Here is a 25,445-nt window from a genome sequence, read left to right on the forward strand (position 1 = left end):
CCAAACTCGGGTTTCGCGACGGTCAGACCACTACCCGAGCCCAGATGCCGGGACCGCGTTGACACTCTGAGGCCGCGGCTCGACTGTGGGGGCATGGCCATCACCCTGCATTGGTTCCTGCCCACCTCGGGTGACGGTCGGACGATCGTCGAGCACTTCCACGCCAAGAAGTCACACGGCCCGGCCGCCCAGCGCGACCCCGACATCGGCTACCTCACCCAGGTGGCGCAGGCGGCCGAGCGGCTCGGCTTCACCGGCGTGCTCACTCCGACCGGCACCTGGTGTGAGGACGCCTGGCTGACCACGGCCGCACTGCTCGGCCAGACCTCGACGCTCAAGTTCCTGGTCGCGTTCCGCCCCGGCACCATCTCGCCGACGCTCGCCGCCCAGATGGCGGGCACCTACCAGCGCATTTCCGGCGGCAGGCTGCTGCTCAACATCGTCACCGGCGGCGACGACCTCGAACAGCGCCGCTTCGGCGACTGGCACGACCACGATCTTCGCTACGCCCGCACCGACGAGTTCCTCTCGATCCTGCGCGGCGTCTGGTCCGGCAAGCCCTTCGACTTCCACGGCGATCACCTCCGCGTCGAAGGCGCGACCACGCTGGCCGCACCCGACCCCGAGCCCGAGATCTACTTCGGCGGCTCCTCCGCCGCGGCGCTCCCGGTCGCCGCGCGCCACGCGGACGTCTACCTCACCTGGGGTGAGCCACCCGCTCAGGTCGCGGAGAAGATCGCCCGCGTCCGCGCGTTGGCGGGTGACCGCCCGCTCCGGTTCGGCGTCCGCCTGCACACGATCACCCGTGACACCTCCGCCGAAGCCTGGTCCGAGGCGCGGAAAATGCTCGACGCCTTGGATCCCGAGCAGGTCGAACAGGCGCAGCGCGGACTCGCGGCCAGCGAGTCGGTCGGGCAGCAGCGGATGGTCGCGCTGCACGGCGGCGACCTTTCCCGTGGCGTGCGCGGGTTGGAGATCCACCCTGGCCTGTGGGCGGGCATCGGCCTGGTGCGAGGTGGTGCGGGCACCGCGTTGGTCGGGAGTCATGCCGAGGTCGCCGACGTGATCGAGGAGTACCACGCGCACGGCGTGGACGAGTTCGTGCTCTCCGGGTACCCGCACCTTGAGGAGGCTTACTGGTTCGGCGAAGGCGTCCGGCCTGAGCTGATCCGCCGAGGGCTTCTCAAGGCTTGATAGGCTTTAGCGCAGCAGCACGTCGAAAGCGACAGTGAAGAACGCGGCGAACGAAGAACCGTCCTTCGCCGCCCGTTCCCCGACGATCGCTCCTTCCCAGGCGTTGACCAGGAAGCGGCCCAGTATCTCGGGATCTTGCGTGGACGTGATCGAACCGTCCGCCTGGGCGTCCCGGATCGCCGACACCACCGCGGCCGACCAGCTGTCGAAGGCCGCCACGAGACCTTCCCTGATCACCGGGCTGTGGTCGGCGGCCTCGTTCGCGAAGTTCCCGAAAACGCACCCGCGCCGGTAGTCGAACTTCTCGATGTCGCGAGCCAGGAATTCGAAGTGCGCACGCAGCCGCGCGAGCGGTGCGGCGGCGTCCCGGTTCGTCAGGTCCGGGACGCGCCGCGTGTCGCCGTAGCGCTCCATCACCACGAGCGCCAGCGCTTCCTTGCTCTCGAAGTGGTTGTAGAAGGACCCCTTGGGCACGCCGGCGCTGTCAGTGATCAGCTTGACGCCGCAACCGTTGTAGCCGTGCTGGTGGAACTGCTCGTACGCCGCGTCGACTATCTGCTCGCGCAGGCTGGCCCTGGCCATCGGGGTCCCTCCAAGATGAGTGGTCGTCTCCAGCTTAGTTCGCCCGCCACCAGTCCGTGACGGCCTTGGCGTAGCCCGGCGCGTCCTCTTCCCAGACGAAGTGACCGGCGTCGAGGACGGTGAGCCTGCTGCCCGTCAGGCGCTCGTGCAGGTACTCGGCGTTCACGACCGGCACCACTGGGTCCTTGGCACCCGCGATGATCTGGACCGGGGTCGTGATCGTCGGCAGCAGGTCACCCAGGATCGGGAGTTCCGCCGGGTAGGCGCGGACGTACGGCATCTGGTCGGCGAAGCGCTGGTCCCAGTACGCCGCGAGATAGTCCTCGCGCACGTCCCTCGGCAGTTCGTACCCCTCGATGGCGTTGATCGCGGTCGTCACGACGTCCTTGGGCTCCATGGCCCGGTACGGCGCCAGGTCCTCGGCGAGCACCCACTCTTCGAGCACGCCGCCCAGCCGCAACGGCACCGCCGCGCCGCCGCTGCCGACGGTCACGCTGCGGAACCGTCCCGGGTGCGCCGCCGCGGCGAAGAGGGAAGCGGCCGTGCCGATGTCCGGGCCGACCACGTGTGGCGCCGCCAAGCCGAACTCGTCGGCGACGCGGACGACGAACTCACCCATCGCCTTCGGGGAGAGCAGGTCCTCACGCAGCTCGGAGTGGCCGAAACCGGGCAGGTCCACCGCGATCAGCCTGGCGTGCTCGGCCAGCTTCGGCCAGGTCGCGTCGAAGGCGTAGAGGCTTTCCGGCCAGGGGCTCAGCAGGAGTGCTTCGACGTCGCGCGGGCCGTCGCTTTCGGCGTAGCGGATGGAAAGGCCGTTGATCGTGCGGAAGCGGGTCTTGATCTCACTCATGTCCTCGTCCTCTCGAAGCGTCGGTCATTTCAATATGACCGGTCGTCTTAGAATTGGCAAGGAGAGTGACGGGGGTCACGATCAGTCGGCCCAGTTCGTCGACGCGTAGACCACGATGTTGTCGCGGTAGGAGCGTTCCGCCGCGTCGAAACTGCCGCCACAGGTGATCAGCCGCAGCGCGCTGCCCGGCGCCGGGCCGTACACGGCCGCGGTCGGGAACGCGTCCTTCGGGTAGCGCTGCACGGTGTCGACGCGGAACGTGGCGGCTTGCCCGTCGGAGCGGCGGACGGTCACCTGGTCGCCGGGTTTCAGGTCACGCAGGCGGAAGAACACCGCCGGGCCCGAGCGTGAGTCGACGTGGCCGGCGAGCACCGCGGGCCCGGGGTCGCCCGGCACCGGCGCGCCGGTGTACCAGCCGACCCGCCGGAAGTCCGACGGCGGGGTGAGCTGCCCGGCCTGATCGAGGCCGAGCGGGACGATCTCCGTCTCCTCGACCCCGATCGCCGGGATGGACAAGCCGACCGGACGCGTGTCACCGCGCGGCGGCAACGACTCCACAGTGGCCGGACTCGGTGTCGTCGTCGGCGGACTGGCCGGAGCGGGCGCGGCTGCGCAGCCAGCCGCGAACACCAGGCACAGCAGGAAAAGCTCAGCGCGTCGCACGGCGCCAGGTCAGCCAGCCGAGTCCTAAGAGGACACCCGAGGCGACGACGAGCCAGCCTCCGTAGCCACCCGGCGCGGTTCCGCCGCCGCCCGTCTCGATGCCCATCTTCGGTGGATCCGCCATGGTGGCGCCGTCGGCGAGCGCCTCGGTTTTCAAGCCACCGCCGGGATTCTCGGTCACCAGCACGGTCGTGACCGAACCGGCGCGCACGTCGACCGAGGCCTGCGACGAGGTCCCGCCGCCCGTCAGCTGGAACGGCCACCGGCCTTGCGGGACGTCCGCGTACGGCGTCGCGAGACCGTACGCCGCGTCCTTCGCGACGACCATTCCGTTGGGGCCGTTGACGGTCACCGGCGCGACCGCCGCCGAACCCTGCACCAGCCGCACCCGGCCGGAGCCCGCCTTCGGCTGGGTGAGGTCGTCGGTGATCAGCTCACCCTTCAACGTCCCGTCCGGGCCGTTGGCGAAGACGAACAGCGAATACGCGGTCTGCGCGGTGATCGACACGGTCGCCGTGAGCGCGGGCGGCGTCGAGGCGGCCGCGTCCGCCGGGCGCATCGACAGCGTGTACGCGCCGGGGTTGAGCGACGAATACGGGGTCACCGCGCCGTAACCCGCCTTGCGGATCACGACCTTCTTCTGGCGGCCGAAGGCGGCGACGTAGATGTCGACCGGCGGCACCTTGGGGGAGAGGTGGCCGACGCGGAGCCAGCCGACCGTCGGGCCGGGGCCGGTCGTCGCCTCGGCGACGGACGGGGTCAGCGGTAGCGCGGCGAGCACCAGCACCGCCGCGATTCTTCGGAAGCGCTCCATCTCGACTGCCTTTCAGGGAGTGTCGAACGGCGCCAGCAGGCCGCCCGGCGGGAACAGGGAGTAGGTCACCGTGACCAGGCCGTCCGCGGTGGCGACCGACGCGGGCCGGAAGATGTCGCGCTGGCCGCCGAAGAACTGCGCGATCTTGGCGGGATCGTCGCCGGTCAAGACCACCCGGCGGCGCGGCTGCCCCGCCGAATCCTCGCCGGGGATCGCTGGCAGCGCCACGATCTTGAGCGGATCGAGCGACACGTAGGCGGCGATCGTCGCCAGCAGCCGCGGGTCGACCTGCCCGCCGCGCAAGGCGTCGGCGTCGGCGAGCAGCCGGACGCGTGGTGAGGTCGCGAGCATCGAGCCCGCCCGCGCGCGCGAACCCTGTTCCTTGGCAGGCGGCTCCGCGTCGGCGGTGCTGACGCGCGAGACCTCCACGTCGCCGAAGCGTGCGGCGGGCTTGGCGAACGTCAGCTCCGGCAGCGCGGGTTTCCGGCTACGCAGCGCGGGCGTCGAAAGCACCCAGTCGGCGGTTTCGCAGTCGGCCGCGCAGGCGGCGGCCACCAGAAGTGAACCGGTCGGCCAGCCGGCGGCGGCGAGCTCGGTCCAGCCCTCGTCGTCGGCCACCACCCGCGAGCCGGAAGCGTTGTCCCGCAACCATTGCGCGCCTTCGGTCAGCGTGGGGGGCGGCGGGTCGGCGCGGAGCACGGCGAAGCCACTGATCCAGCTCGCGGTGAGCGCCGCGATCACCAGGTAACCCGCGATCACCACCGGGATCGAGTACCGCCGCCTGCCCGACTGCCTGCGATGGCGTGGCGCGCGGGCCAATGCCGCGCCGCGCAGCGTGCCCGCGGTCGTCAGCAGCGCGAACGGCAGCGCGAGCGTCAAGGCGGCGGGGCCTTGCCACAGCGCCGCGATCGCGAGCAGCACCACGCCGACGCCGAACGGCCGCCACGTCCGCGACCACAGGCCGGCCACGGAGACGACGACGGCGATCGTCACGACGACCGGATCCAGCCCGACCCACGAGCCGAGCCCGGAACCGGGGCCGAGCGACGGCCGCAGCAGACCGGCGGCGGGCCCGAAGGCGAGACCGAGCGCCAGCGTGAAGGTCACCCCGATCGTCACCGCGCGGTTCGGGTCACGATGGCGTACCAGCAGCCAGCCCGCTGTCGGCAGCATCGCGAACGCGAGTGGCGACGTCAGCACGGCGGCCAGCAGAAAAACAGAAACCAGCAGATCGCGGCCCAGCCCGCGCGCGGTGTGGATCATCGCCAGCGCGGCGAGCAGCCAGAGCGCGGCCAGGTTCTCGGCGAGCACCAGCCGTTGCACGCCGATCGCCAGCGGTGACACCGCTAGTACGACGACGGTGCCGGTCGCGGCCCAGTTCGGCAGCCCGGCGCGTTTGGCGAGGATCCACAACAGCACCGCGGTGCCCAGCGCCGCGACGACCGCGGCTTCGCGCACGGCGTCGACAGGGGCCTGGCGGTCGAACGCCCGCGTCAGCAGGTCGTAGCCGGCCAACTGCGCCCAGCCGAACGGGCTCGACGCGCCGGTGGGCACCCCCGGATAGGACTGCAGGTGGCTGAGCGCGAAGACCCGCGCGACCGGCTGCGCCTCGAAATCCGTCCGCCCCGCCGCGAGATGGACGAGCCGAAGCCCGCCGGTCAGCGCCAGCAGCGCCAACAGGACATCGACGGACTCGAGCCGGCGCCGCCCGAAAGCCCGGTGCGCCGTCGAGCGTTCACTGAGCGCGACCTGAGTCATCGTCGGCACAGCGTAGTCCGCCATTCGCGCCGAAGTAAGCGTCCAGCCGGGCGTCACCGAGACGGCCTATCGTTTCGTTGGCAGGCAACGAAGATCAGGTCAGCGCGCGGGACAACGCGAGCGCGGCGGTACGCACGGCGGGCCCGACCCGTTCGGTGCGCACCCGGTTCACCCAGCCGGAGATCGACAGCGCCGCCACAGGCTTCCCGTCACCCCCGAGCACCGGGCTGGCCGCGCACACCACCCCGGTCCCGGATTCCTCGCGCTCGTAAGCGATCCCCTCGGCCCGAATCTTGGTCAGCTGCCGCTTCAAGAGGCCTGGCGCGGTAATGGTCCTGGTACTCACCCGAGCCAGCCCGCCCGCGATCACACTGTCCACTTCGGACTGTTCGGAGAACGCGAGAATGGCCTTCCCGACCGCGGTCGCGTGCGCCGGGAACCGGCCACCGATCCGAGACGGCAGCCGCGGCGCGTCCGGTCCCCGCAGAATGTCGAGATAGACGACCTCAGCGCCTTCGAGCACCGCGAGATGCACGGTGTTGCGCGTCGCCTCCCGCAGATCGGCCAGATGCGGCCGCGCCGCGTCGACCAGCCCACGCTGCCGGATGGCCAGCTGCCCGATCTCGAACAGCTTCAGCCCCAGCCGCACCGACGTGCCATCCCGCTCCAGCAGCCCGTTCGCCACGAGATGCCCGATCAGCCGGTGCACACTCGACTTCGCGATCCCCGTCCGCCGCGCCAGCTCGGACACCCCGAGCGGCCCGTCACCCGGCCCGAACGCGGTCAGCACCGCGGTCAGCCGGAGCGCGGTCACCCCGGCGTCGTTCTCGATCTCGTTCCGCACAGCGGCACACATGAGGTGAGTGTGCCGCATTCCGGCCTCGCCCGGGTCACGACTGCCTGTCCTGCGTTGGCCGCAGAGTGGAGTTTCGGGTGAATGCCGACTTGATGTGCCGCAGGGCTGAAAACGTTCCGTACCCTCGGGCATGGGTGAGGGGAGAGGGGTGTGTCGCTCGAGGACATTGTGCGCGGAGTGACCGCAACGCTCAGAGGGCTCCCCGTCGGCACCGTGGAAGCCGCTGGTCGGGCGTTCCAAGAAGCACGCGATGGTCTTGCCGAGGCCACACGGGGCGCACACGACCAGGACGCGGGTCAAGCGTTGGAGCGCCTCGTCGTAGCTGTTGACGAAGTCGCGCGGGTGCGGAAAACGCTGCAGATGATCGCGCGGGAGTTGACCGATTATCTCTCCGCGATCAGCGGAGGTGAGTCGCCCAGCAGATCCGGAGGCCTTCCCTCGGCGCGGACTCGACCGGTCGACCGGCGTCCGCTTGGCGCTGCCGAGCTGGCGGCTCTCAGGGATCAGCTGCCACCCGCGGTGCCCAAGCCCAACCCTGAGGGCAAGAAGACGTACGGCAAGTGGATCGACGCCGAGGGGAACACGCAGCAGCTCGCCAGTGGCCGTGACGCCGACGCCGAAGAGGTGTGGAGTCAGCTGCAAGCCGCGGGGCTGTCGGCAAGCAGGCGTCCGGTTGTCGCCGACCATGTCGAAATGAAACTGGCGGCGCGCATGGTGAACAGTGGCACCACGCACGCCGAAGTCGTCCTCAACAACCGGCCTTGTTTGCGACACGAGGTCGCATGCGTTAAGTGGATGCACCGATATGGAGGTCCGATTATGTCGGAGGTGTAGTCCCGGCTTTGTGTCCGTTGAAGCCGTCCCCGCTTTCGACGTGCGTTGCTGGTAACGGCAGGGTGCGAAGCTCGAATGGAAGCCGAAGGGTTCCTGTTCCATCCAGGGGCTACGGGCGAGGGGAAGACCGGACGGGTGAATGCAGTGAACCCTCAGTGATGCCGCGTTATGTTGGACCCTCACCGATGGGTTGTTTGAGTGAGGTATAGGGCTGGCCGTTGAGAAGCGGCGGGTGCCGGTCATGGAGCAAGGGTTGACCGGGTCGGACACCACCGCCCCGCGGTTCAGGGGGCACCCACCCCGGTCGTTTCTTACGTATGCGGAACGTGGTAACCCCGACGAGGTCCGAGATTCGGTGAATCGCGGTAGGCCGACCGTAAGGAGAGCGTAATTCCTCGGCGGGATTGGGATGATCCAGGAAGCGAATGCCAGCAGCCGAAAGGACACAGGAAACCGCACGCGCTTTCCCGGCCTCTCTCAATCTGGGTCGTGTGGATAACTGGCTGGATACGGGCTTGATGTCCGGCCTGAAAGGGAGCTGACGTGGATCAGGTGAGTCTGTGAAGGTGGTGTGGTTGTGACGTCGGAACCGAAGGACAAGTTAGGCGCTACCGCTTCGGCGGCGGTGAACGGACCGGAGGACGGCTATCTCGATTGGGACCGGGTTGACTTCCCTGTCGCGGAGAAGCAGGTACGGCGATTACGGCAACGGATCTTCACGGCGAGCAAAGCGGGAGATCTGAAGAAGGTACGTAATCTTCAGAAGCTGATGCTGCGCAGTCGCTGCAACACTCTGGTCAGTGTTCGGCGAGTGACGCAGGTCAATGCTGGCCGCCGGACGGCGGGCATCGACGGCCGGGTCGTGGCCTTCGATGACCAGCGCGCCATGCTGACCTGGTGGGTGCACCATCAGGTCAGGCCGTGGCGGGCGAAGCCGGTCCGGCGGGTGTATATCCCGAAGGCCAATGGAAAACAGCGCCCTTTGGGGATTCCGGTGGTGGTGGATCGCGTGCTGCAAGCACGCATGGTCAACGCGCTGGAACCTGAATGGGAAGCCCGGTTCGAACCCAAGTCGTATGGGTTCCGGCCGGGACGCGGTTGCCATGACGCGATCGGGCAGATCTTCGGGTCATCGCGGGGCAAGAACCCACGACGGCAGTGGATTCTCGACGCGGACCTGGCCGCCGCGTTCGACAACGTCGACCACGGCCACCTGCTGGACGCACTCGGAACCGTTCCGGGGCGCGGTCTGATCCGGCAGTGGCTCAAGGTAGAAGCGCGGTTGAAGGGACACGGTTTCTTCCGTCTTCGGAGGGAACTCCGCAGGGCGGGGTGATCAGTCCGCTGCTGTTGAACATCGTGCTGCACGGGATGGAGAACGCTGCTGGCGTGCAGTACCTGAACTGGAGGGAGCAGCCTGGGTATGCCAAGCCGGACTCGCCGGTGCTGGTGCGCTATGCCGATGACATGGTCGCGCTCTGCCACACGCGGCAGCAAGCCGAGCAGGTCAAAACGCGGCTGGCTGAGTGGTTAAAGCAGAGAGGGCTGGCCTTCAACGAGGACAAGACACGTATCGTCCACCTCGACGAAGGGTATGACTTCCTCGGCTTCAACATCCGTCGTTACAACGGGAAACTGCTCATCAAACCCAGTCGCGAGGCGGTCTTCAGGATCAAACGACGGTTACGTGCCGAGATTCGTGGCCATCGCGGCCACGAGACCAAGGCGTTGCTGCGCACGCTCAATCCGATCGTGCGTGGCTGGGCGGCCTATTACCGCACGGTAGTGTCCAAGAAGATCTTTCAGGACTTGGACCACTATGTGTTCCACCTACTTTATCGGTGGGGGCTGCACCGTCATCCGAATAAGTCGCGACGGTGGATCGTTTCGCGCTATTTCGGACGTTTCAATAAGTCCAGGAACGAGAAGTGGGTTTTCGGTGATCATGTCACCGGTGCCTATCTACACCACTTCGGCTGGACGAAAATTGTTCGGCATATCATGGTCACAGGCACCTCGTCAGTGGACGACCCCACATTGACGGACTACTGGGCAGATCGTCGCCGCAGAAGGTTCTCGCCCGTCGACAACACGACCCTGCGACTGCTCAAGCAACAGCAGGGAACGTGCTGGGTGTGTGGCGATTATCTGCTCCATGCCGACCGGCAACCGGAAAGCCCGCAGGAGTGGGAGCGATGGTTGCGGGTGGTCAAGAAGGCGATGAGATCGAACCACATCGCCACGCGACCACCGGATGAGCCGATCAAGGAACAGATCTATCTCATACACGCCTACTGCCGGACAGGGTTCCGGCGACAGGACCAGTCATCCGCTCGATCGCCTTCAGGGCTTGCTTGAGCCGGATGCGGTGAAAGTCGCAAGTCCGGTTCTGAGGGGGCGGGGACGCAGCAATGCGTCCCCGCTACCCGGCGGCGGGTTGCTGAGCTGCGACCGCTTGCTGCCGGTGATCTTGCCCGCGGGATACTCGATGACGGTGCACGGACCGGACTACCGAAGGACTTTCACAGGAGGCAAGAAGTGGTTGAGCTAGAAGTCTGGTACGACCAGGAGCCGGAAAACGACCTTGGGCCGGGCGCCCCGGCGATCGTCGTCGGCAGCGTGGTCGAACTGGACGAACTACTCAATCGGGTGCTCGAAGAGACCAAGGACAACCGTCTCGGCCAGATGGTCCAAGTCGGCATCAAGGGGAATGGCGGCTACCCCGTCCTCGAGGTCGGCGTCGGCATGGAACTCGGTTTCATCACCTATCACGATGAAATCGGTGGAAGTACCAAAGGTGAAGGCAGCCCCGACGAACTGGTCCCTTACGTCTACATGGGCAATGTTTCCGAGGTGGCAGCCGATGCCGAAGTCCCGATGAGCACTGTGCGCCGTGGGCTCCATGAGTTTCTTACGACTGGTGAGCGACCGAGCGTGGTTGAAACTGACGCGTCGTGATCCGCTGCTCGAATGAGCTAAGCGAAGTCAGGGCTTGTCGGCGTTGAGCACCAGCGCCACGCAATGGCCGACCAGCCGGTCACGCGGAACCTCAAGAGTCCCATCGAGATAGCCGATGAACAGGTTCGCCAGCGCCCCGACCAACCCGATGGCGGTCATCTGCCGATCGAGGTCATCGGCCCCGCTGGACAGCTGCCCCCGCACAAGAGCCGCGAAAGCGGGCAGCAGTTCGACCCCGCGCCGGCTCAACGCAGGCTCGGTCGTCGGCGCGAGCAGTAGCACCCGCCCCTTGCTCGGGTCGTCGACGATCAGCTCGACGAACGCGGTCACGGCGGCTTCGGCGCGGGCGTCCGGGGTGGGAGCGGCTTGGACCGCGTCGACGAGTGCTTGGTGGGCGAGAGCTCCGACGTGCTCGTACGTCGCGACGACCAGTGCTTCGCGGTCGGGGAAGCTCTCGTAGAAGTAGCGCTCGGTGAGTTTCGCGTGGCGGCACGCCGCGCGGACGCTGAGCGCGGGGCCGTCCGAGGCGCCGAGCAGGTCGATGGCCGCGTCGAGGAGCTGGGCGCGGCGGGCGGCCTTGCGGTCTTCGAGCTTGGTGCCCGCCCAGGTGCTCATCTACCTACTCCTCAGTTGACTACGGCCGTTGTCAATTCTAACCTGACCACGCGCGTTGTCAGTCAACCATCTCGACGAGGAGTGGTCATGCCGGAACCGCTGGGTCCCGATTCACTCACGTGGAAGTACTTCGGCGACTGGCGTGGCCTGCTGATCGGGCTGTGGGCCGGGTCGATGCAGAACATGCACCCTGAGCTGGGCGCGGGCGTCGAGGAGCACTCGCGGTTCTTCGAGGAACGGTGGCAGCGGCTGTTCCGGTCGCTCTACCCGATCGGGGGCGTGGTCTACGACGGGCCGAGGGCGCACGAGACCGCGCTGGCCGTGCGCGGGTATCACGACATGATCAAAGGCGTGGACAAACAAGGTCGCCGCTATCACGCGTTGAACCCGGAGACCTTCTACTGGGCGCACTCGACATTCTTCATGAGCGTGGTGCTGATGGCCGACCACTTCATGGGCGGGCTCGACGAGGCCGCGAAACGACGGCTGTTCGACGAACATGTCCAGTGGTACCGGATGTACGACATGAGCATGCGGCCGGTGCCGGAGAGCTGGGAGGCGTTCCAGCTCTATTGGAAGCGCATGTGCGAAGACGTGCTGGAGGACAACAAGGCCACCCGAGACGTGCTGGACCTCAGCGGCCTGCCGAGCCCGGTGTCGTGGCTGCCGGATTGGGCTTGGCGGCCGATGCGGGTGCTCGTCGCGCGGAACTTCGTGTGGCTGACCGTCGGGCTGTACGACCAGTCGATCCGGGACCTGCTCGGGTATCGGTGGAGCGCGGGGGACGAGCGCAGGCACCGGCTGGTCGGGAAAGCGATCGACTTCGCGTTCAAGTTCGTGCCGTTCGACCGGCGGTACCACCCGAGGGCCCGCGCGGGATGGCGGCGGGTGCGGGGTGCGATCCCGGCCGACGCGCCGCTGGTGGAGACGCCGCGGCGCAACCTTCCGCCGATCTCACGGCGTGACAATCCCGCGCACTACTCGCCGAAGGTGTAGGCATTGACTATGAAACTGGGCTATCACCTCGGGTACTGGTCCTCGGGTCCGCCGGCGGACGCGCTGGAGACGATCAAGGAGGCCGAGGCGCTCGGCTTCGACTCCGTGTGGACGGCGGAGGGCTACGGCTCGGACGCGTTCACCCCGCTCGCCTGGTGGGGCGCGTCGACCGAGCGGATCAAGCTGGGCACCAACATCGTCCAGATGTCGGCGCGCACCCCGACCGCGACCGCGATGAGCGCGCTGACGCTCGACCACCTCTCCGGCGGCCGGTTCGTGCTGGGGCTCGGCGCGTCCGGCCCGCAAGTGGTCGAGGGCTGGTACGGACAGCCGTATCCGAAGCCGCTCGCGCGCACCCGCGAGTACGTCGAGATCGTGCGCAAGGTCGTCGCGCGCGAAGAGCCGGTGACCATCGACGGCAAGTTCTTCCAGTTGCCGCTGCAAGGTGGCACTGGGCTCGGTAAGCCGCTGAAGTCCACTGTGCACCCGCTGCGCAAGGAGATCCCGATCTATCTGGCCGCCGAAGGCCCGAAGAACGTGGCTTTGTCGGCGGAGATCTGTGACGGCTGGCTGCCGCTGTTCTTCTCGCCCAAGACGGACGCGTTCTACCGCGCCGCGCTCGAAGAAGGCTTCGCGCGGCCGGGCGCCCGGCGCACGATCGACGACTTCGAGGTCGCGGCCTCGGTGCCGGTGATCGTGCATGACGACGTCGAAGCGGCTGCTGGCTTTATCAAGCCTTCGCTCGCGCTGTACATCGGAGGGATGGGCGCGAAAGACGTCAACTTCCATCACGACGTCTTCGCGCGCATGGGCTACGAGGACGTCGCGGACAAGGTGCAGGAGCTCTACCTCGCCGGGCGCAAGGCCGAGGCGACCGCGGCGATCCCGACCTCGCTGGTCGAGGACACCGCGCTGATCGGGCCCGCCGCCAAGATCCGCGAAGAACTCGCGCGGTGGGAGTCCACAGTGGTCACCACGCTGCTGCTGCGCGGCGACGCGGGAACCCTGCGCTCGGTCGCGGAGGTCCTCGCCTGAAATCCGGGATAAAGCGGGCTTTACTCCCGGGAGTAAAGCCCGCTTTATCCCCGGGCTTGCGCCGGTGACGCGGATCACTTAACGTGAAAGTAGTTCGCGTTTGGAGGCGTTATGACGGTGAGCCGTAGGCACGTGCTGGCTGGAGCGGCGGCGTTGCCGCTGGTCGCGGGCTTGGCGGGGCAGGCGAGAGCGGCTCAGGCACAGGGCGGCTACCTGGTCGGCGTCGGCATCGCGGACGTCACCGGGCCCGCCGCCGAGAACGGCATGATGGGCTACTCCATGCCGCAGCAGAAGACCGCGGGCATCCATCTGCGGACGCGGGCGCGTGCCTTCATCGTCGCCGACGGGACGAACCGGATCGTGTTCGTCACCGCCGATCTCGGCGCGATCTTCCAGTCGGTGCACCAAGGCGTGCTGCGCAAGCTCGCCGCCGCGTTCGGCGACCTCTACACCGAGCGCAACCTGCTGCTCAACGCCACGCACACGCACGCGGCCTGTGGCGGCGATTCCCATTACGCCGCTTACGATCTCGCGATACTCGGCTTCCAGGAGCAGACCTACAACGCGGTGGTCGACGGCATCTTCGAGGCGATCTCGGCCGCGCACCGCAACCTCAAGCCCGGCACGCTCACGCTGGGCAGGACCACGCTCGAGAACGCCAGCGTCAACCGGTCCCGGCCCGCGTTCGAGCTGAACCCGGCCGCAGACAAGGCGCATTTCCCGAAGGCGATCGACCCGGCGGTGACCGTGCTGCGGTTCAGGCAGGGGAGCGCCGACGTCGGCGCGATCAGCTGGTTCGCCACCCACGGCACCTCGATGAACAACGCTAACCTGCTGATCAGCGGTGACAACAAGGGCTACGCCGCGTACGAGTGGGAGCACGACAACCGCGGCGTCCGCTATCTCGACGGGCCCGCCGGGTTCGTCGCCGCGTTCCCGCAGACGAACTCCGGTGACATGTCACCGAACCTCGACCTGAAGCCGAGCACCACCGCCGAGGAGCTGACCCGCACCAAGACGATCGGCGACCTGCAGTTCCAGGCGGCCAAGCGCGCGTTCGACGCGGCGCGGGAGTCCGTGACCGGCGGGGTCGACCACCGGATGACCTATGTGGACATGTCCGCGGTCGTCGTCGACGGGAAGTACACCACCAGCGGGAAACCGCAGCGCACCTGCGCCGCGGCCATCGGCGTCTCGATGCTGGCGGGCAGCGTCGAAGACGGCCCGGGTATCCCGATCCTGCCCGAGGGTGTGAAGAACCCGTTCATCGACTGGCTCGGCGGCGCGGACGCGCCGATCCCGCAGGCGCTCGCGGACGCGCAGGCGCCGAAGGTGGTCGCGGTCCCGTTCGGGCTGATGAAGCCGTATCCGTGGGCGCCGGAAGTGCTGCCGCTGCAGATCGTCCGCATTGGACAGTTGTATCTGGTCGGCGGGCCCGCCGAGTTCACGATCGTCGCCGGGTTGCGCATCCGCCGCACGGTCGCCGCCGAACTCGGTGTGCCGCTGGAGAACGTCCTCGTGCAGGGGTACGCCAACGCGTACAGCCAGTACGTGACGACGCCGGAGGAGTACGACTCGCAGCAGTACGAAGGCGCGTCGACGCTCTTCGGCCGTAACACTTTGCCCGCTTACCAACAGGAATTCGGCAAGCTCGCGGCCGCGATGAAGACGGGTGCCACGGTGCCGCACGGGCCGACCCCGCGTGATCTGCGCGGCAAGCTGATCAACTTCCAGACCGGCGTCGTCTTCGACAGCGCGCCGATGTTCAAGAACTTCGGCGACGTGCTCGCCGACGCTTCCGCGACCTACCGGCGTGGCGACACGGTCACCGTCGAGTTCGTCACCGGGCACCCGAAGAACAAGCTCCGCCCCACGTTCTTCGAGGTCCAGCGTTACGACAACGGCCAGTGGGTCCGCCACGCCGACGACGGCGACTGGGACACGAAGTACCGCTGGACCCGTACCGGCATCGCCGATTCGAAAGCCACCATTACCTGGGATGTCCCGGCGAATGCCCCGGCGGGCAAGTATCGCGTGGTGCACTTCGGGGACTGGAAGAACGGCTGGAACGGCGCGATCAGCTCGTTCAGCGGCGCCTCCCGCGCCTTCATAGTCTCGTAAAGGGGAACCTGTGCGGAAAATCGGCATCGTCGGCGCGATAGTCGCTGCCCTCTTCGGCTTCGCGGTGCCCGCGCACGCGGCGGGCGAGGTGAACGTCCTGGCGTTCAACATCTGGCAGCTGCCGTGGATCGCGAACCCGAACACCTCCGACAAGGAGGCCAGGGCACGCGCCGCGGAGTCCGTCATCCGCGCGGAGGACGCCGACGTCGTCGTGCTCTCCGAGGCGTTCAGCGCACAGGCCGAGGATCTGCGTACCCGGCTCAGCAACACCTGGCCGCACCAGACGCCCTTGGTCGGGCAGTACTGCTCGACCTCGGCGGGCTGGACGACCGTCGACGGGAACTGCTCGTCGTCGCCGTTCGTCATCAGCGGCGGTGTCACGGTGCTGAGCAAATATCCCATTACCGCGAAGCATCAGCTCGTCTACCGCAACTCCTTGAGCGGCACCTGGGACAACTGGTCCAACAAGGGCGCGGCGCTCGTCCGGATCGTCGCGAACGGCCGTCCGCTGTGGATCGCGGGCACCCACATGCAGGCCGACGAAGGCCCCGACACGCTGCCCAAGGCACACCAGACGCGCATGGCCCAGCTGGGCGAACTCCGCGACCTGGTCGCGAAACACGCACCGGCCGGCGAGCCGGTGAGCGTCGCGGGCGACCTGAACATCGAGTACTTCGCGGGGCAGCAACGCAAGGACGCGCAGGGCCGCACCCAGGTCCAGCAGGGCGAGGCCGCGCTCGGCGGCACGCTCTCGACTGCTCCCGGCTACACCTTCGACGCCGTGACCAACCCCAAGGCCGCGCCGGCGGGCTACCGCGACTCGCTCGACTACATCGGCGCCGTGTCCGGCCGCGCACCCGCCGCGGTCGGCCCGGTACGAGTGGTGCATTACGACGGTGGCACGATTCCCTCCGACCACTATCCCGTGGCTGCGAAACTCCAGTACTGATCTCCTGGAGATTTCGGGGTGACCCGCGACAGGAGGACCATGGCGGCGCTGCCAGCAAGCACGAGGTTCAACTACTCGTTCGGCTCGTTCGTCACCGGGACCTTCGGCACGGTGCCGGGCCTGCTCCTGCTGCCGTACCTGACCGACACGATGGCCGTGCCCGCCGCCGCGGCAGGCTTGATCGTGCTGGTGCCGAAGGCGTGGGACGTCATCTTCAACCCCATCGCGGGCCGGCTGTCCGACGCCGACCTGGTGAAACGGGGGAGCAGGCGGCCGTTCCTGCTCGGCGGCGGCATCGGCGTGGCCGTGCTGTTCGCGCTGATGTTCGCGCACCCCGGCTTCGGCAAGCCCGCGCTCGACGCGACCTATGTGGTCATCACGTTCTTCTTGTGCGCCACCGCGTACGCGTTCTTCCAGGTGCCGTTCAACGCGCTGCCTGCCGAACTCACCGAATCGCCGGCCGAACGCACGAAGCTGACGAGCTGGCGGATCGGCTTCCTCGCCGTCGCGATCCTCGTCGCCGGTGGCGGCGCGCCCGCGATCACCGACCTCATCGGCGGCGCGGGCGGGTACCGGGTCATGGGCGTGGTGATGGGCCTGGTGACGCTCGGCGGCACCCTGGTCGTGTACTTCGGGCTGCGCAGTGCGCCGGTCGGCTCGCTGCGCCCGAACACCGTGAGCTTCCGCGAGCTCGTCCGCACGATCGCGGCCTGGCGCCCGTTCCGCTGGCTGCTCGGCGTGTACTTCGTGCAGGCGCTGGGTGTGGGCACCGTGCTCGCCGGGATCAGCTACTACGCCTCGCACATCCTCGGCTCGTCCGGCTACCGCACGGTCATCTTCGCCGTGTTCGTGCTGCCCGCGCTGGGGATGATGCCGGTCTGGCCGATCGTCGGGTCCCGCTGGGGCAAGCTCGCCGGGTTCCGGCTCGCCACGGCCATCTTCGGCGTCGCGCTCATCGGCCTGCTCGGCGGCCTGATCTTCCCGGTGTGGCTTTCGCTCGTCTTCGCGGCGCTGGCGGGCGTCGGCTACGCGGGCATCTCCGTGTTCCCGCTCGCGATCCTGCCCGACCTGATCAGCGCCGAAGAGGAACGCACCGGCGCCACCCGCGCGGGCATCGCCGCCGGCGTGTGGACGGCCTCGGAGACACTCGGCCTCGCGGTCGGCCCGTTCCTGTTCAGCGGCGTGCTCGCGGCAGGCGGGTACCTGTCGAGTGACGCGAAGACCGTCGTGGTCCAGCCGGACAGCGCGATCACCGCGATCCTGCTCGGCGCGACCGTGCTGCCCGCCATCCTGATCTCGCTGGGCATCCCGCTGCTGCGCCGCTCGGTGCTGGAGGAGCACATCAGTGCCTGACGACGTACTCGCCGAGCTCAAGGCCCTGCGCGCGGGCGACCTGCCGACCCACGGCGGCCGCACACTGGCCTACGTCTACGACAGCGGGCTCGCGGGCGTCGACGAACTGGCCGCGTCCGCGCACGCGATGGCGTCTTCGGCCAACGGTCTCGACCCGACGGCGTTCCCCAGCCTGCTGCGCATGGAGAACGACCTCGTCGCGGCCGCGATCGCGCTGCTCGGCGGCGAGGTCGGTTCGGTGACCTCCGGCGGGACCGAGTCGTGCATGCTCGCGCTGCTGGCGGCCCGCGACGCGCACCCGGAGATCTCGGCGCCGTCGGTGGTGCTGCCGGTCACCGCGCACGCGGCTTTCCTGAAGGCGGCCCACTTCTTCGGCGTGCGCGTGATCGCCGTGCCGGTCGACGCCGGGTTCCGCGCGGACCCCGAGGCGATGGCCGCCGCGATCGACGAGACCACGGTCTTGGTCGTCGCCAGCGCGCCGTCGTACGCGCACGGCGTGGTCGACCCGATCCCGGAGATCGCCGCCGCCGCGTCGGCGCGAGGTGTCCGGATGCACGTGGACGCGTGCATCGGCGGCTGGGTGCTGCCGTATCTCAAGCGACTGGGCGCGCCGGTGCCGCCGTTCGACTTCCGCGTCCCCGGCGTCACGAGCATGTCGGTGGACCTGCACAAGTACGCGTACTGCCCGAAAGGCGTGTCGGTTCTGGTGCACGCCAACGCTTCGCTGCGCCGCTCGCAGTACTTCGCGAGCGCGGACTGGCCGGGTTACACGATGCTCAACACCACGCTGCAGAGCACCCGCTCGGGTGGCCCGCTCGCGGCGGCGTGGGCGGTGCTGCGCCACATCGGCGACGACGGTTACGAGAAGCTGGCCGCCGACGTCTGGGACGCCGTCCGCACGATTCGCGCCGGTGTCGACGCGATCGACGGCCTGCGCGTGCTCGGCTCGCCGGATTCGACGCTCGTGTCGATCGCCGCGATCGGTGAGGATTTCGACCTGTTCACCGTGGCCGACGAGATGAAGGCGCGTGGCTGGTACGTCCAGCCGCAGTTCGCGCATCTGTCGTCGCCGGTGAACCTGCACCTGACGATCACGGCGGCGAATCGGGGCCACGAAAAGGAATTCCTCGACGACTTCGCCGCGTCGGTCACCGCGGCGCGCGCCGCCGGCCCGGTGATCGTCGACGCCGATGTGGCGGCCTTTGTCGCTGCTTTGGATCCGGATTCACTTACCTCAGAACAATTCGCGGGCTTGCTCGCCGCCGCGGGACTCGGGGGAGCGGCCGGGCTGCCCGAGCGCATGGCCCCGATCAACGCCTTGCTCGCGACCGCGCCAGCCCGCCTGCGCGAGCGCCTGCTGCTGGAATTCCTGGGCGCGCTCTACCAGCCCGGTGGTCGCACGGAAGGGTGAGAGCGACCTGTTCCAGCCGGAAAAGGTGATCTCCTGCTGCTAGCGTCGCGTCCACTTCGGACTGAAAGGGACCGCACGCCATGACCCTCTCGCACGCGGCGCACACCGACCACCCGCACCTGCACGGCGACGGCTGCGGCCACGTCGCGGCCCCGCACGGTGACCACGTCGACTACGTGCACGACGGCCACCTGCACCGCGCACACGACGGGCACTACGACGAGTGCGAACCGGCCGACCACGCCGTGCACGAGGCACACGACCACGTGCACGGCGAGGGCTGCGGCCACGTCGCCGTCCCGCACGGCGACCACGTCGACTACCTGCACGACGGCCACCGCCACGCCGTGCACGGCGACCACTACGACGACCACTAGTGCACGTGCGGGGCGTCCCATTCCGGGAAGAGGTCGTCCCCGATCAGGCAGTCGGCCAGTGCGCCGAGCAGGCCCGGTTTGTCCAGCTCGGTGCCGATGAACGCCAGCTCCTGCCGGGGCGCCTGGCAGACGCCGTGCGGTTCGAACCGGGCGACCGAGCCCGCCTGTGACCACAGGCCGAGCACGCCGGGCCGTGAGGCCAGGCTGAAGAAGCCCTTCGACCGCAGGATCGTGCCGAACTCCTTGGCGTCCAAGGAGTTCACGAACGTCCACAGCAGACCGGGGTCGAACGGCCGGTCGGCGCGGAACACCACGCTCGAGATGCCGTACTCCTCGGTCTCCGGCACGTGGTCGCCGTTGAGCTCGGCCACCCAGCCCGGCGCTTCCTGCGCGCGAAGCTCGTCGTAACGGCCCGTGCCGAGCACCTGCTCGACCGGCACCTTGCCGTGACTCGACACCAGCACGTGCGCGGCCGGGTTGAGCCTGCGCAGTGTCGCGACCAGACAGTCCACTTCGGACACCGGGACCAGGTCGGTCTTGTTGAGCAGCAGCACATCGGCGAACTCGACCTGGTCGATCAGCAGGTCGCTGACCGTGCGGGTGTCGTCCTCGTACTGGTCGAGACGCCGCTCGGCCAGTGAGTCACCGGCCGCCAGTTCGGCGAGGAACCGCACCGCGTCGACCACGGTGACCATGGTGTCGAGCCGGGCGACGTCCAGGAAGCTGAACGTCGCCGCGACCGGCATCGGCTCCGAGATCCCGCTCGACTCGATGAGCAGGTAGTCGAAGCGGTCCTCCGCGCAGAGCCTGGCCACCTCGTCGAGCAGATCCTCCCGCAGCGTGCAGCAGATGCACCCGTTGGCCATCTCGACCAGGCGTTCCTCGGTGCGGGAGCGGACCAGCGCGGCGTCGATGTTGATCTCGCTCATGTCGTTGACGATCACCGCGACCCGCAGCCCGCCGCGGTTGGCGAGCACGTGGTTGAGCAGTGTCGTCTTGCCCGCGCCGAGGAAGCCCGAGAGCACCGTGACCGGTGTGGTCACTTGGCGAGCCGCTGGAAATGCTTGATCAGGCGGCGCGGCACGAGCTGTTCGACGCCGTCGACCTTGATGGGCACCAGATCCGGCACGGCGGCCTTCCACTGCGCGCGGCGGGAACGGGTGTTGCTGCGCGACATCTTGCGCTTGGGCACGGCCATTACTTGGTACGCCTTCCGTAGCGGCGGTGGAACTTCTCGACCTGGCCCGCGGTGTCCATGACCCGCGCGGTGCCGGTCCAGAACGGGTGCGACGAGGCGCTGACCTCGACGTTCACCAGCGGATAGGTGCTGCCGTCCGTCCACTCGATGGTGTGCTGCGAGGTGATGGTCGAGCGGGTCAGGAACGCCTCGCCGCTCGCGGTGTCCTTGAAGACCACGGGGTGGTAGTCGGGGTGGATGCCCGGTTTCACTGGTTTTCTTCCTTTCGGTTCGAAACTGGCTGCAGGTCTTCGGCGTCGTCGTCCTCGCACGGCTCTTCGTGCCACGAGCCGAACGGGTCGGGGTAGACGCGCCACGCGGGCGGCCCGGCGGCGAGCTCCTCGTCGGTCAGCAGCGCGCCGGTCAGCGCGGCCTCGACCTCGTCGGGGGTGGCCCGGTCGGTGACGACGACGATCTCCTGCGCGCGGTCGCCGTGCTCGGGATGCCAGCGCAGCGACGCCAGCGTGCGGCGCTCGGGGGACACGTCCGCCCAGTCGGGGCCGTCGTCGGCCGCGAGCCACGGCCCGGCGTGCCCGATGCCGAGCCCGCCGCCCGCCGACTCGATCCAGAACGCCACGTCCGGCTGGCTCGCCACCCAGGCCCGGCCACGGGTGCGGATGACCCCGTCGAGCAGCACGTCGATCGCCTCGTGCAGGCGTTCCGGGTGGAACGGGCGCTGCGCGGTGAAGGTCAGCAGCGCGATCCCGCAGTCGGCGTGCAGCGGGGGCTGGCCGCGCAGCAGCGCGCCGTGCATGTCGGACGGTGCGCCGAGGCGCGCGTCCGAAGGCACCAGGCCGAGCACGGTCGTCGAGTCCAGAGTGGACAGTTCGACGCGCGGGATCGACGGCGCGACCCGGTCGAGGATGGCCGACGCCTTGGCCGCGGTCCACGCGTCGGGCGCCGCGCCGCTCAGCACGAGCACGTCCGCCGCTTCGACCTGGGCCAGCGCGACCTGCGCGATCGTGCGCTCGTCTTCCGGGCTGGCGAGCAGGCCGCGTTCGCCGAGCAGGTCGTCGCCGGTGACGTCGTCGAGCCAGGTCGCGCAGTCGACGACCGTGAACACTCCGACCGGCTCGACGTCCTCGATCACCGGCGTCTCGCCGACGAGGACGTTGCGCAGCGCCCAGCCGACCGGTTCCGGCTCCATGGCCTCGTCGAGCTTGAGCACGATCCTGGTCACCTGCGGCATCCGGGAAAGCTTGCGCAGCAAGGGAAGCAGGTCCTCGCGCAGCGTGCAGGAGACGCAGCCGTGCGCGAGTTCGAGCGTGGTCGTCTGGTCACGGCCGTTGAGCTGGACGCGGCGCCGCACCACGCCGGAGGTGATCTCGCGCAGGTTGTGGTGGACGACCGCGGTGCCTTCGGTGCGCAGCAGGGCGGCGAGGGTGCCGCTGCCGGGTGACAGGCCGCTGATGAGGACGAGGGGCACTCGCTGGTTTTCGATCACGCGTGTAGAGTAGATGAAAACGATAACCACTACCAACTTGGGAGGGCATGTGTCCGCCGTGTGCCAGGTCACCGGCCGCAAGCCGGGCTACGGCAAGCAGGTCTCGCACTCGCATCGCAGGACGTCGCGGCGCTGGGAGCCGAACCTGCAGGTCCACCGCTACTTCCTGGCCAGTGAGAACCGCTGGATCCGGCTGCGGCTGTCCGTCAAGGGCATGAAGACCATCGACAAGCGCGGCATCGAGGCGGTCGTCGCCGAGCTGCGCGCGAAGGGGGTGAAGCTCTGATGGCCAAGAGCAACGACGTCCGGCCGATCATCAAGCTGCGGTCGACCGCGGGCACCGGGTTCACGTACGTGACCAAGAAGAACCGGCGCAACGACCCCGACCGGATGGTGCTGAAGAAGTACGACCCGATCGTGCGCAAGCACGTCGAGTTCAAGGAGGAGCGCTGATGGCGAAGAAGTCCAAGATCGCGAAGAACGAGCAGCGCAAGGTGATCGTGGCCCGCCACGCCGAGCGCCGCGTCGAGCTCAAGGCCGTCATCGCGTCGCCGCGCTCGTCTGCCGAGGAACGCAACGCCGCCGTCTCCGCCCTGCAGAAGATGCCGAGGGACGCGAGCGCCACCCGGATCCGCAACCGGGACGCCGCCGACGGCCGCCCGCGCGGCTACCTGCGCAAATTCGGGCTGTCCCGAGTCCGGATGCGGCAGGCCGCGCACAACGGCGAGCTGCCCGGCGTCTCGAAGTCGAGCTGGTGAGGCCGGTGAAGAAGGAGCGGAGGCCGCTCAAGCGCAAGCAGAACCCGCTCATCGCCGAGGGTGTGTCCGAAGTGGATTGGAAGGACGTGAACCTGCTGCGCAAGTTCATTTCCGACCGGGGCAAGATCCGGGCGAGGCGGGTCACCGGGCTGACGCCGCAGCAGCAGAAGCAGGTGGCCGTCGCGATCAAGAACGCGCGGGAGATGGCTTTGCTCCCGTACCCGTGAGAAGGCGCACCTCCTTGTGCGCTGTGCGCACGCGGCAGGCATGCTGTTCGCCATGCCAGATGACCCGCACTATCTCTCCGGGCTCGACCTGACCGGCCGCCGTGTCGTGATGGTCGGCGGCGGAACCGTCGCGCAGCGCAGGCTGCCCAGGCTCGTCGGCGCGGGCGCGCGCGTCGAAGTCGTGTCCCCGGAGACCACGCCGTCGGTCAGCGCGATGGCCGACGCCGGCGAGATCGTCTGGCATCAGCGGGCCTACCGCGGCGGCGACCTCGCCGACGCCTGGTACGCGCTGGCCTGCACCAACGACCCCGAGGTCAACGCCGCCGTCTGCGCGGAAGCCGAACGCGCCCGCGTGTTCTGCGTCCGCGCGGACGACGGCACCCAGGGCACGGCCGTCACGCCGGCGTCCGGCCGCCACGGCGGGCTCCTGCTCGGCGTGCTCTCCGGCGGCACGCCGCTGCGCTCGGCCGCGGTCCGCGACAGCATCCTCGACGGGCTCCGCGCGGGCACCGTCGACGACGGCCGCGTCGCGCCGGAGGAACTCCCCGGCGTCGCGCTCGTCGGCGGGGGACCAGGCGACCCCGAGCTGATCACCGTCCGCGGCCGCCGGTTGCTGGCCCGCGCGGACGTCGTGGTCGCCGACCGCCTCGCCCCGCGCGAGCTGCTCGACGAGCTCGCGCCCGAGGTCGAGATCGTCGACGCCGCGAAGATCCCGTACGGCAGGGCCGCGAGCCAGGAAGTCATCAACAGCACGATCATCGAGGCCGCCAAGGCCGGCAAGTTCGTCGTCCGCCTCAAAGGCGGCGACCCGTACCTGTTCGGCCGCGGCTTCGAGGAGTACCTGGCCTGCGTCGACGCGGGCATCCCGGTCACCATGGTCCCCGGCATCACGTCCGCGTTCGCCGTCCCCGCGATCGCCGACGTCCCGGTGACGCACCGCGGTGTCGCGCACGAGGTCGTGGTCGTGTCCGGCCACGTCGCCCCGGATCACCCTGCCTCGCTGACCGACTGGCCCGCGCTGGCCAAGCTCAAGGGCACGATCGTGCTGATGATGGGCGTCGAGCGGCTCCCGCAGTTCGCCCAGACCCTGCTCGACGGCGGCCGTCCCGCCGACACCCCGGTCGCCATCATCGAGGACGGCACCATGCGCACCCAGCGCGTCCTGCGGTCCACATTGGACGTCGTCGCGACCGAAGCCAAGGCCGCGGGCGTCCGCCCACCCGCCGTCATCGTCATCGGCCCCGTCGCAGGCCTCGTCCAACCGCGATAAAGCCCGCTTTACTCCGCGGAGTAAAGCGGGCTTTATCCCGCTTCCTGCCGGGGTCGTCTCGCCGGGCTGGACGCGGCGGGTGTACGCGCGACGAGCCCTGGGGCGTGGGGCCGGGATAAAGCCTGCTTTATCTCGCGGAGTTTAGCGGGCTTTATCGCGGTGTATAATGGCCTATACGGCTTGGCTTTCGTCGAATTCGTAGCAGCGACCGCAAAAAGAAGCGATGGCGGTGGAGAGGCGCTGCGGGTCCGTGCGGAGTTCGACCGGGCTGCGGGCCTGGATGAACTCGGCGTGCGGCATGTCGGCGGCGAGGGTGTCGGCGTCGCCGAACGGGTGGATCGGGTCGCCCTGGTGGCCGATGACCAGGGTCGGCACCGTGATCTGCTTGCGGATCGACTTGGGCGGGGCCGTCCGGCCGAAGAGGACACCGTGCAGCAGCGCGGCCATGCCGGCGGGCTCCTGCTCGAGGGTGTCGGTGACGACGTCGACCCACTGGCTGCCGTGGGGCACAAGGCTTGCCGCGAGCGCCACCGCGCGGACGCTGATCGGGACGAATCGGGCGGCCAGCAGCAGGGGGCCGAACACGAGCAGGCCCGCGACGATGGCGTTGTCCAGCACCGGCATCTCGACGACCATGCCGTGCAGGCGTTCCGGCGCGGCGACGGCGACCTCGAGTGAGACGTTCGCGCCGAGCGAGGTGCCGCCCATGACCGCCTGATCGATGTCGAGGTGATCGAGCAGCGCGACCGCCTGCTCGCCGAACGCGGTCATCGAGTAGTGCCACGACTCGGGCGGGCGCTCGGACTCGCCGTGCCCGAGCAGGTCCATGGTGATCACCCGGAAACCCTCGCGGGCGAGGCGCCTGGCCAGCGGCGCGTGCATGCGCCTGGTCAGCATGATGCCGTGCATCAGCACCACGACGCGGGGCCCGCTGCCGTACTCGGTGTAGTGCAGTCGATGCCCCTGGTGGGCGAAGGAGCCGGACAGTTCGATCGGCCGATTCCGCCTGGCGGAACGCCGCCGTCGCGGGAACTGAGTCAAACTGGTGACGGTCATCCGAACTCCCCTCGTTCCTACCCCTCCAGGAAAGCATGCCCTGACCAAGTTGGCACAGTGTCAACCGGATGAGTCAAGATGACTGCC

The 25,445-nt window shown here is 68.7% G+C and carries 30 protein-coding genes; 18 read left to right on the forward strand and 12 right to left on the reverse strand.

Features of this window, described 5'->3' with window-relative positions:
* Window positions 1–93 precede the first annotated feature (93 nt).
* Entirely contained in the window at window positions 94–1,194 is a 1,101-nt protein-coding gene (locus AB5J62_RS17230; RefSeq protein WP_370949233.1) for an LLM class flavin-dependent oxidoreductase, read from the forward strand.
* Window positions 1,195–1,200: 6 nt separating this feature from the next.
* Here the strand turns inward: AB5J62_RS17230 and AB5J62_RS17235 are convergent, their stop codons facing one another.
* From AB5J62_RS17235 to AB5J62_RS17260, 6 genes are all read right to left on the reverse strand, one after another.
* Entirely contained in the window at window positions 1,201–1,776 is a 576-nt protein-coding gene (locus tag AB5J62_RS17235) for a TetR family transcriptional regulator C-terminal domain-containing protein (RefSeq protein WP_370949234.1), read from the reverse strand.
* A 34-nt stretch (window positions 1,777–1,810) separates the two neighbouring features.
* Complete coding sequence (locus AB5J62_RS17240; protein ID WP_370949235.1) at window positions 1,811–2,626, reverse strand: alpha/beta fold hydrolase; 816 nt, start codon at window positions 2,624–2,626, stop codon at window positions 1,811–1,813.
* An 81-nt stretch (window positions 2,627–2,707) separates the two neighbouring features.
* Window positions 2,708–3,289 carry a class F sortase gene (locus tag AB5J62_RS17245; protein WP_370949236.1) on the reverse strand — a complete coding sequence of 194 codons (582 nt, stop codon included), beginning with the start codon at window positions 3,287–3,289 and terminating at the stop codon, window positions 2,708–2,710.
* Window positions 3,276–4,103 carry a DUF4397 domain-containing protein gene (locus AB5J62_RS17250; protein WP_370949237.1) on the reverse strand — a complete coding sequence of 276 codons (828 nt, stop codon included), beginning with the start codon at window positions 4,101–4,103 and terminating at the stop codon, window positions 3,276–3,278. The genes AB5J62_RS17245 and AB5J62_RS17250 overlap by 14 nt, the downstream gene beginning before the upstream one ends.
* A gap of 12 nt (window positions 4,104–4,115) precedes the next feature.
* Entirely contained in the window at window positions 4,116–5,885 is a 1,770-nt protein-coding gene (locus AB5J62_RS17255; RefSeq protein ID WP_370949238.1) for a glycosyl transferase, read from the reverse strand.
* Window positions 5,886–5,955: 70 nt separating this feature from the next.
* Entirely contained in the window at window positions 5,956–6,717 is a 762-nt protein-coding gene (locus tag AB5J62_RS17260; RefSeq protein ID WP_370949239.1) for an IclR family transcriptional regulator, read from the reverse strand.
* Window positions 6,718–6,867: 150 nt separating this feature from the next.
* Here AB5J62_RS17260 and AB5J62_RS17265 point away from each other — a divergent pair, with 150 nt between their 5' ends.
* From AB5J62_RS17265 to AB5J62_RS17285, 5 genes are all read left to right on the forward strand, one after another.
* The gene (locus AB5J62_RS17265; RefSeq protein WP_370949240.1) at window positions 6,868–7,551 is read left to right on the forward strand and encodes a DddA-like double-stranded DNA deaminase toxin; all 684 of its coding nucleotides are present in this window, start codon (window positions 6,868–6,870) and stop codon (window positions 7,549–7,551) included.
* 577 nt (window positions 7,552–8,128) lie between these two features.
* Window positions 8,129–8,887: a reverse transcriptase N-terminal domain-containing protein gene (locus AB5J62_RS17270; RefSeq protein ID WP_370949241.1), complete on the forward strand. Its 759-nt coding sequence runs from the start codon at window positions 8,129–8,131 to the stop codon at window positions 8,885–8,887.
* Entirely contained in the window at window positions 8,884–9,909 is a 1,026-nt protein-coding gene (locus tag AB5J62_RS17275; RefSeq protein ID WP_370949242.1) for a group II intron maturase-specific domain-containing protein, read from the forward strand. The genes AB5J62_RS17270 and AB5J62_RS17275 overlap by 4 nt, the downstream gene beginning before the upstream one ends.
* Window positions 9,806–10,102 carry a DddA-like double-stranded DNA deaminase toxin gene (locus AB5J62_RS17280; RefSeq protein ID WP_370949243.1) on the forward strand — a complete coding sequence of 99 codons (297 nt, stop codon included), beginning with the start codon at window positions 9,806–9,808 and terminating at the stop codon, window positions 10,100–10,102. Before AB5J62_RS17275 ends, AB5J62_RS17280 begins: the two co-directional genes overlap by 104 nt.
* Complete coding sequence (locus AB5J62_RS17285) at window positions 10,090–10,509, forward strand: Imm1 family immunity protein (RefSeq protein ID WP_370949244.1); 420 nt, start codon at window positions 10,090–10,092, stop codon at window positions 10,507–10,509. The genes AB5J62_RS17280 and AB5J62_RS17285 overlap by 13 nt, the downstream gene beginning before the upstream one ends.
* 27 nt (window positions 10,510–10,536) lie before the next feature.
* Here AB5J62_RS17285 and AB5J62_RS17290 read toward each other — a convergent pair whose 3' ends face one another.
* Window positions 10,537–11,124, reverse strand: a complete 588-nt coding sequence (locus AB5J62_RS17290; RefSeq protein ID WP_370949245.1) for a TetR/AcrR family transcriptional regulator — start codon at window positions 11,122–11,124, stop codon at window positions 10,537–10,539.
* 87 nt (window positions 11,125–11,211) lie between these two features.
* Here AB5J62_RS17290 and AB5J62_RS17295 point away from each other — a divergent pair, with 87 nt between their 5' ends.
* From AB5J62_RS17295 to AB5J62_RS17325, 7 genes are all read left to right on the forward strand, one after another.
* Window positions 11,212–12,120: an oxygenase MpaB family protein gene (locus tag AB5J62_RS17295; RefSeq protein ID WP_370949246.1), complete on the forward strand. Its 909-nt coding sequence runs from the start codon at window positions 11,212–11,214 to the stop codon at window positions 12,118–12,120.
* Window positions 12,121–12,129: 9 nt separating this feature from the next.
* The gene (locus AB5J62_RS17300) at window positions 12,130–13,155 is read left to right on the forward strand and encodes an LLM class F420-dependent oxidoreductase (protein ID WP_370950284.1); all 1,026 of its coding nucleotides are present in this window, start codon (window positions 12,130–12,132) and stop codon (window positions 13,153–13,155) included.
* A gap of 111 nt (window positions 13,156–13,266) precedes the next feature.
* Window positions 13,267–15,276, forward strand: coding sequence for a neutral/alkaline ceramidase (locus tag AB5J62_RS17305; RefSeq protein WP_370949247.1), 2,010 nt, complete (start codon window positions 13,267–13,269; stop codon window positions 15,274–15,276).
* Window positions 15,277–15,286: 10 nt separating this feature from the next.
* Complete coding sequence (locus AB5J62_RS17310) at window positions 15,287–16,225, forward strand: sphingomyelin phosphodiesterase (RefSeq protein WP_370949248.1); 939 nt, start codon at window positions 15,287–15,289, stop codon at window positions 16,223–16,225.
* Window positions 16,226–16,264: 39 nt separating this feature from the next.
* Window positions 16,265–17,578: an MFS transporter gene (locus AB5J62_RS17315; protein WP_370949249.1), complete on the forward strand. Its 1,314-nt coding sequence runs from the start codon at window positions 16,265–16,267 to the stop codon at window positions 17,576–17,578.
* A complete protein-coding gene (locus tag AB5J62_RS17320; RefSeq protein WP_370949250.1) occupies window positions 17,571–18,989 on the forward strand; it encodes an aspartate aminotransferase family protein in 1,419 nt (472 codons plus the stop codon). Before AB5J62_RS17315 ends, AB5J62_RS17320 begins: the two co-directional genes overlap by 8 nt.
* 80 nt (window positions 18,990–19,069) lie before the next feature.
* Window positions 19,070–19,366: a hypothetical protein gene (locus AB5J62_RS17325; RefSeq protein ID WP_370949251.1), complete on the forward strand. Its 297-nt coding sequence runs from the start codon at window positions 19,070–19,072 to the stop codon at window positions 19,364–19,366.
* Here AB5J62_RS17325 and AB5J62_RS17330 read toward each other — a convergent pair.
* From AB5J62_RS17330 to mrf, 4 genes are read right to left on the reverse strand one after another with little or no spacing between them, the layout of a single operon-like run.
* Window positions 19,363–20,409, reverse strand: coding sequence for a GTP-binding protein (locus tag AB5J62_RS17330; RefSeq protein WP_370949252.1), 1,047 nt, complete (start codon window positions 20,407–20,409; stop codon window positions 19,363–19,365). The genes AB5J62_RS17325 and AB5J62_RS17330 overlap by 4 nt on opposite strands.
* On the reverse strand, window positions 20,406–20,564 hold the full coding sequence (gene rpmF, locus AB5J62_RS17335; protein WP_091286280.1) for a 50S ribosomal protein L32: 159 nt from the start codon (window positions 20,562–20,564) through the stop codon (window positions 20,406–20,408). The genes AB5J62_RS17330 and rpmF overlap by 4 nt, the downstream gene beginning before the upstream one ends.
* Entirely contained in the window at window positions 20,564–20,815 is a 252-nt protein-coding gene (locus tag AB5J62_RS17340; RefSeq protein ID WP_370949253.1) for a type B 50S ribosomal protein L31, read from the reverse strand. The genes rpmF and AB5J62_RS17340 overlap by 1 nt, the downstream gene beginning before the upstream one ends.
* Window positions 20,812–22,047, reverse strand: a complete 1,236-nt coding sequence (gene mrf / locus AB5J62_RS17345; RefSeq protein WP_370949254.1) for a ribosome hibernation factor-recruiting GTPase MRF — start codon at window positions 22,045–22,047, stop codon at window positions 20,812–20,814. The genes AB5J62_RS17340 and mrf overlap by 4 nt, the downstream gene beginning before the upstream one ends.
* A 49-nt stretch (window positions 22,048–22,096) precedes the next feature.
* Here mrf and rpmB point away from each other — a divergent pair, with 49 nt between their 5' ends.
* From rpmB to cobA, 5 genes are read left to right on the forward strand one after another with little or no spacing between them, the layout of a single operon-like run.
* Window positions 22,097–22,333 (forward strand): 50S ribosomal protein L28, encoded by a 237-nt coding sequence (gene rpmB, locus AB5J62_RS17350; protein WP_091286289.1) that lies wholly within the window; start codon window positions 22,097–22,099, stop codon window positions 22,331–22,333.
* Entirely contained in the window at window positions 22,333–22,500 is a 168-nt protein-coding gene (gene rpmG, locus AB5J62_RS17355) for a 50S ribosomal protein L33 (RefSeq protein ID WP_370949255.1), read from the forward strand. Before rpmB ends, rpmG begins: the two co-directional genes overlap by 1 nt.
* Window positions 22,500–22,805: a 30S ribosomal protein S14 gene (gene rpsN / locus AB5J62_RS17360; protein WP_370949256.1), complete on the forward strand. Its 306-nt coding sequence runs from the start codon at window positions 22,500–22,502 to the stop codon at window positions 22,803–22,805. Before rpmG ends, rpsN begins: the two co-directional genes overlap by 1 nt.
* Window positions 22,806–22,810: 5 nt before the next feature.
* Window positions 22,811–23,032 carry a 30S ribosomal protein S18 gene (rpsR, locus tag AB5J62_RS17365; protein ID WP_370949257.1) on the forward strand — a complete coding sequence of 74 codons (222 nt, stop codon included), beginning with the start codon at window positions 22,811–22,813 and terminating at the stop codon, window positions 23,030–23,032.
* A gap of 52 nt (window positions 23,033–23,084) precedes the next feature.
* Window positions 23,085–24,302 carry a uroporphyrinogen-III C-methyltransferase gene (gene cobA, locus AB5J62_RS17370; RefSeq protein WP_370949258.1) on the forward strand — a complete coding sequence of 406 codons (1,218 nt, stop codon included), beginning with the start codon at window positions 23,085–23,087 and terminating at the stop codon, window positions 24,300–24,302.
* A 171-nt stretch (window positions 24,303–24,473) separates the two neighbouring features.
* Here cobA and AB5J62_RS17375 read toward each other — a convergent pair whose 3' ends face one another.
* Window positions 24,474–25,358, reverse strand: coding sequence for an alpha/beta fold hydrolase (locus AB5J62_RS17375; protein WP_370949259.1), 885 nt, complete (start codon window positions 25,356–25,358; stop codon window positions 24,474–24,476).
* Window positions 25,359–25,445 lie beyond the last annotated feature (87 nt).

Origin of the sequence: Amycolatopsis sp. cg5 (assembly GCF_041346955.1) — a bacterium.
GTDB lineage: Bacteria > Actinomycetota > Actinomycetes > Mycobacteriales > Pseudonocardiaceae > Amycolatopsis.

Excerpts from the sequence above, each read along its gene's own strand:
- AB5J62_RS17230 (WP_370949233.1), top strand. The coding sequence starts at position 94 with ATGGCCATCACCCTGCATTGGTTCCTGCCCACCTCGGGTGACGGTCGG.
- AB5J62_RS17235 (WP_370949234.1), bottom strand. The coding sequence starts at position 1,776 with ATGGCCAGGGCCAGCCTGCGCGAGCAGATAGTCGACGCGGCGTACGAG.
- AB5J62_RS17240 (WP_370949235.1), bottom strand. The coding sequence starts at position 2,626 with ATGAGTGAGATCAAGACCCGCTTCCGCACGATCAACGGCCTTTCCATC.
- AB5J62_RS17250 (WP_370949237.1), bottom strand. The coding sequence starts at position 4,103 with ATGGAGCGCTTCCGAAGAATCGCGGCGGTGCTGGTGCTCGCCGCGCTA.
- AB5J62_RS17255 (WP_370949238.1), bottom strand. The coding sequence starts at position 5,885 with ATGGCGGACTACGCTGTGCCGACGATGACTCAGGTCGCGCTCAGTGAA.
- AB5J62_RS17260 (WP_370949239.1), bottom strand. The coding sequence starts at position 6,717 with ATGTGTGCCGCTGTGCGGAACGAGATCGAGAACGACGCCGGGGTGACC.
- AB5J62_RS17280 (WP_370949243.1), top strand. The coding sequence starts at position 9,806 with ATGAGCCGATCAAGGAACAGATCTATCTCATACACGCCTACTGCCGGA.
- AB5J62_RS17290 (WP_370949245.1), bottom strand. The coding sequence starts at position 11,124 with ATGAGCACCTGGGCGGGCACCAAGCTCGAAGACCGCAAGGCCGCCCGC.
- AB5J62_RS17295 (WP_370949246.1), top strand. The coding sequence starts at position 11,212 with ATGCCGGAACCGCTGGGTCCCGATTCACTCACGTGGAAGTACTTCGGC.
- AB5J62_RS17300 (WP_370950284.1), top strand. The coding sequence starts at position 12,130 with ATGAAACTGGGCTATCACCTCGGGTACTGGTCCTCGGGTCCGCCGGCG.
- AB5J62_RS17305 (WP_370949247.1), top strand. The coding sequence starts at position 13,267 with ATGACGGTGAGCCGTAGGCACGTGCTGGCTGGAGCGGCGGCGTTGCCG.
- AB5J62_RS17315 (WP_370949249.1), top strand. The coding sequence starts at position 16,265 with ATGGCGGCGCTGCCAGCAAGCACGAGGTTCAACTACTCGTTCGGCTCG.
- AB5J62_RS17325 (WP_370949251.1), top strand. The coding sequence starts at position 19,070 with ATGACCCTCTCGCACGCGGCGCACACCGACCACCCGCACCTGCACGGC.
- rpmF (WP_091286280.1), bottom strand. The coding sequence starts at position 20,564 with ATGGCCGTGCCCAAGCGCAAGATGTCGCGCAGCAACACCCGTTCCCGC.
- rpmG (WP_370949255.1), top strand. The coding sequence starts at position 22,333 with ATGGCCAAGAGCAACGACGTCCGGCCGATCATCAAGCTGCGGTCGACC.
- rpsN (WP_370949256.1), top strand. The coding sequence starts at position 22,500 with ATGGCGAAGAAGTCCAAGATCGCGAAGAACGAGCAGCGCAAGGTGATC.
- cobA (WP_370949258.1), top strand. The coding sequence starts at position 23,085 with ATGCCAGATGACCCGCACTATCTCTCCGGGCTCGACCTGACCGGCCGC.
- AB5J62_RS17375 (WP_370949259.1), bottom strand. The coding sequence starts at position 25,358 with ATGACCGTCACCAGTTTGACTCAGTTCCCGCGACGGCGGCGTTCCGCC.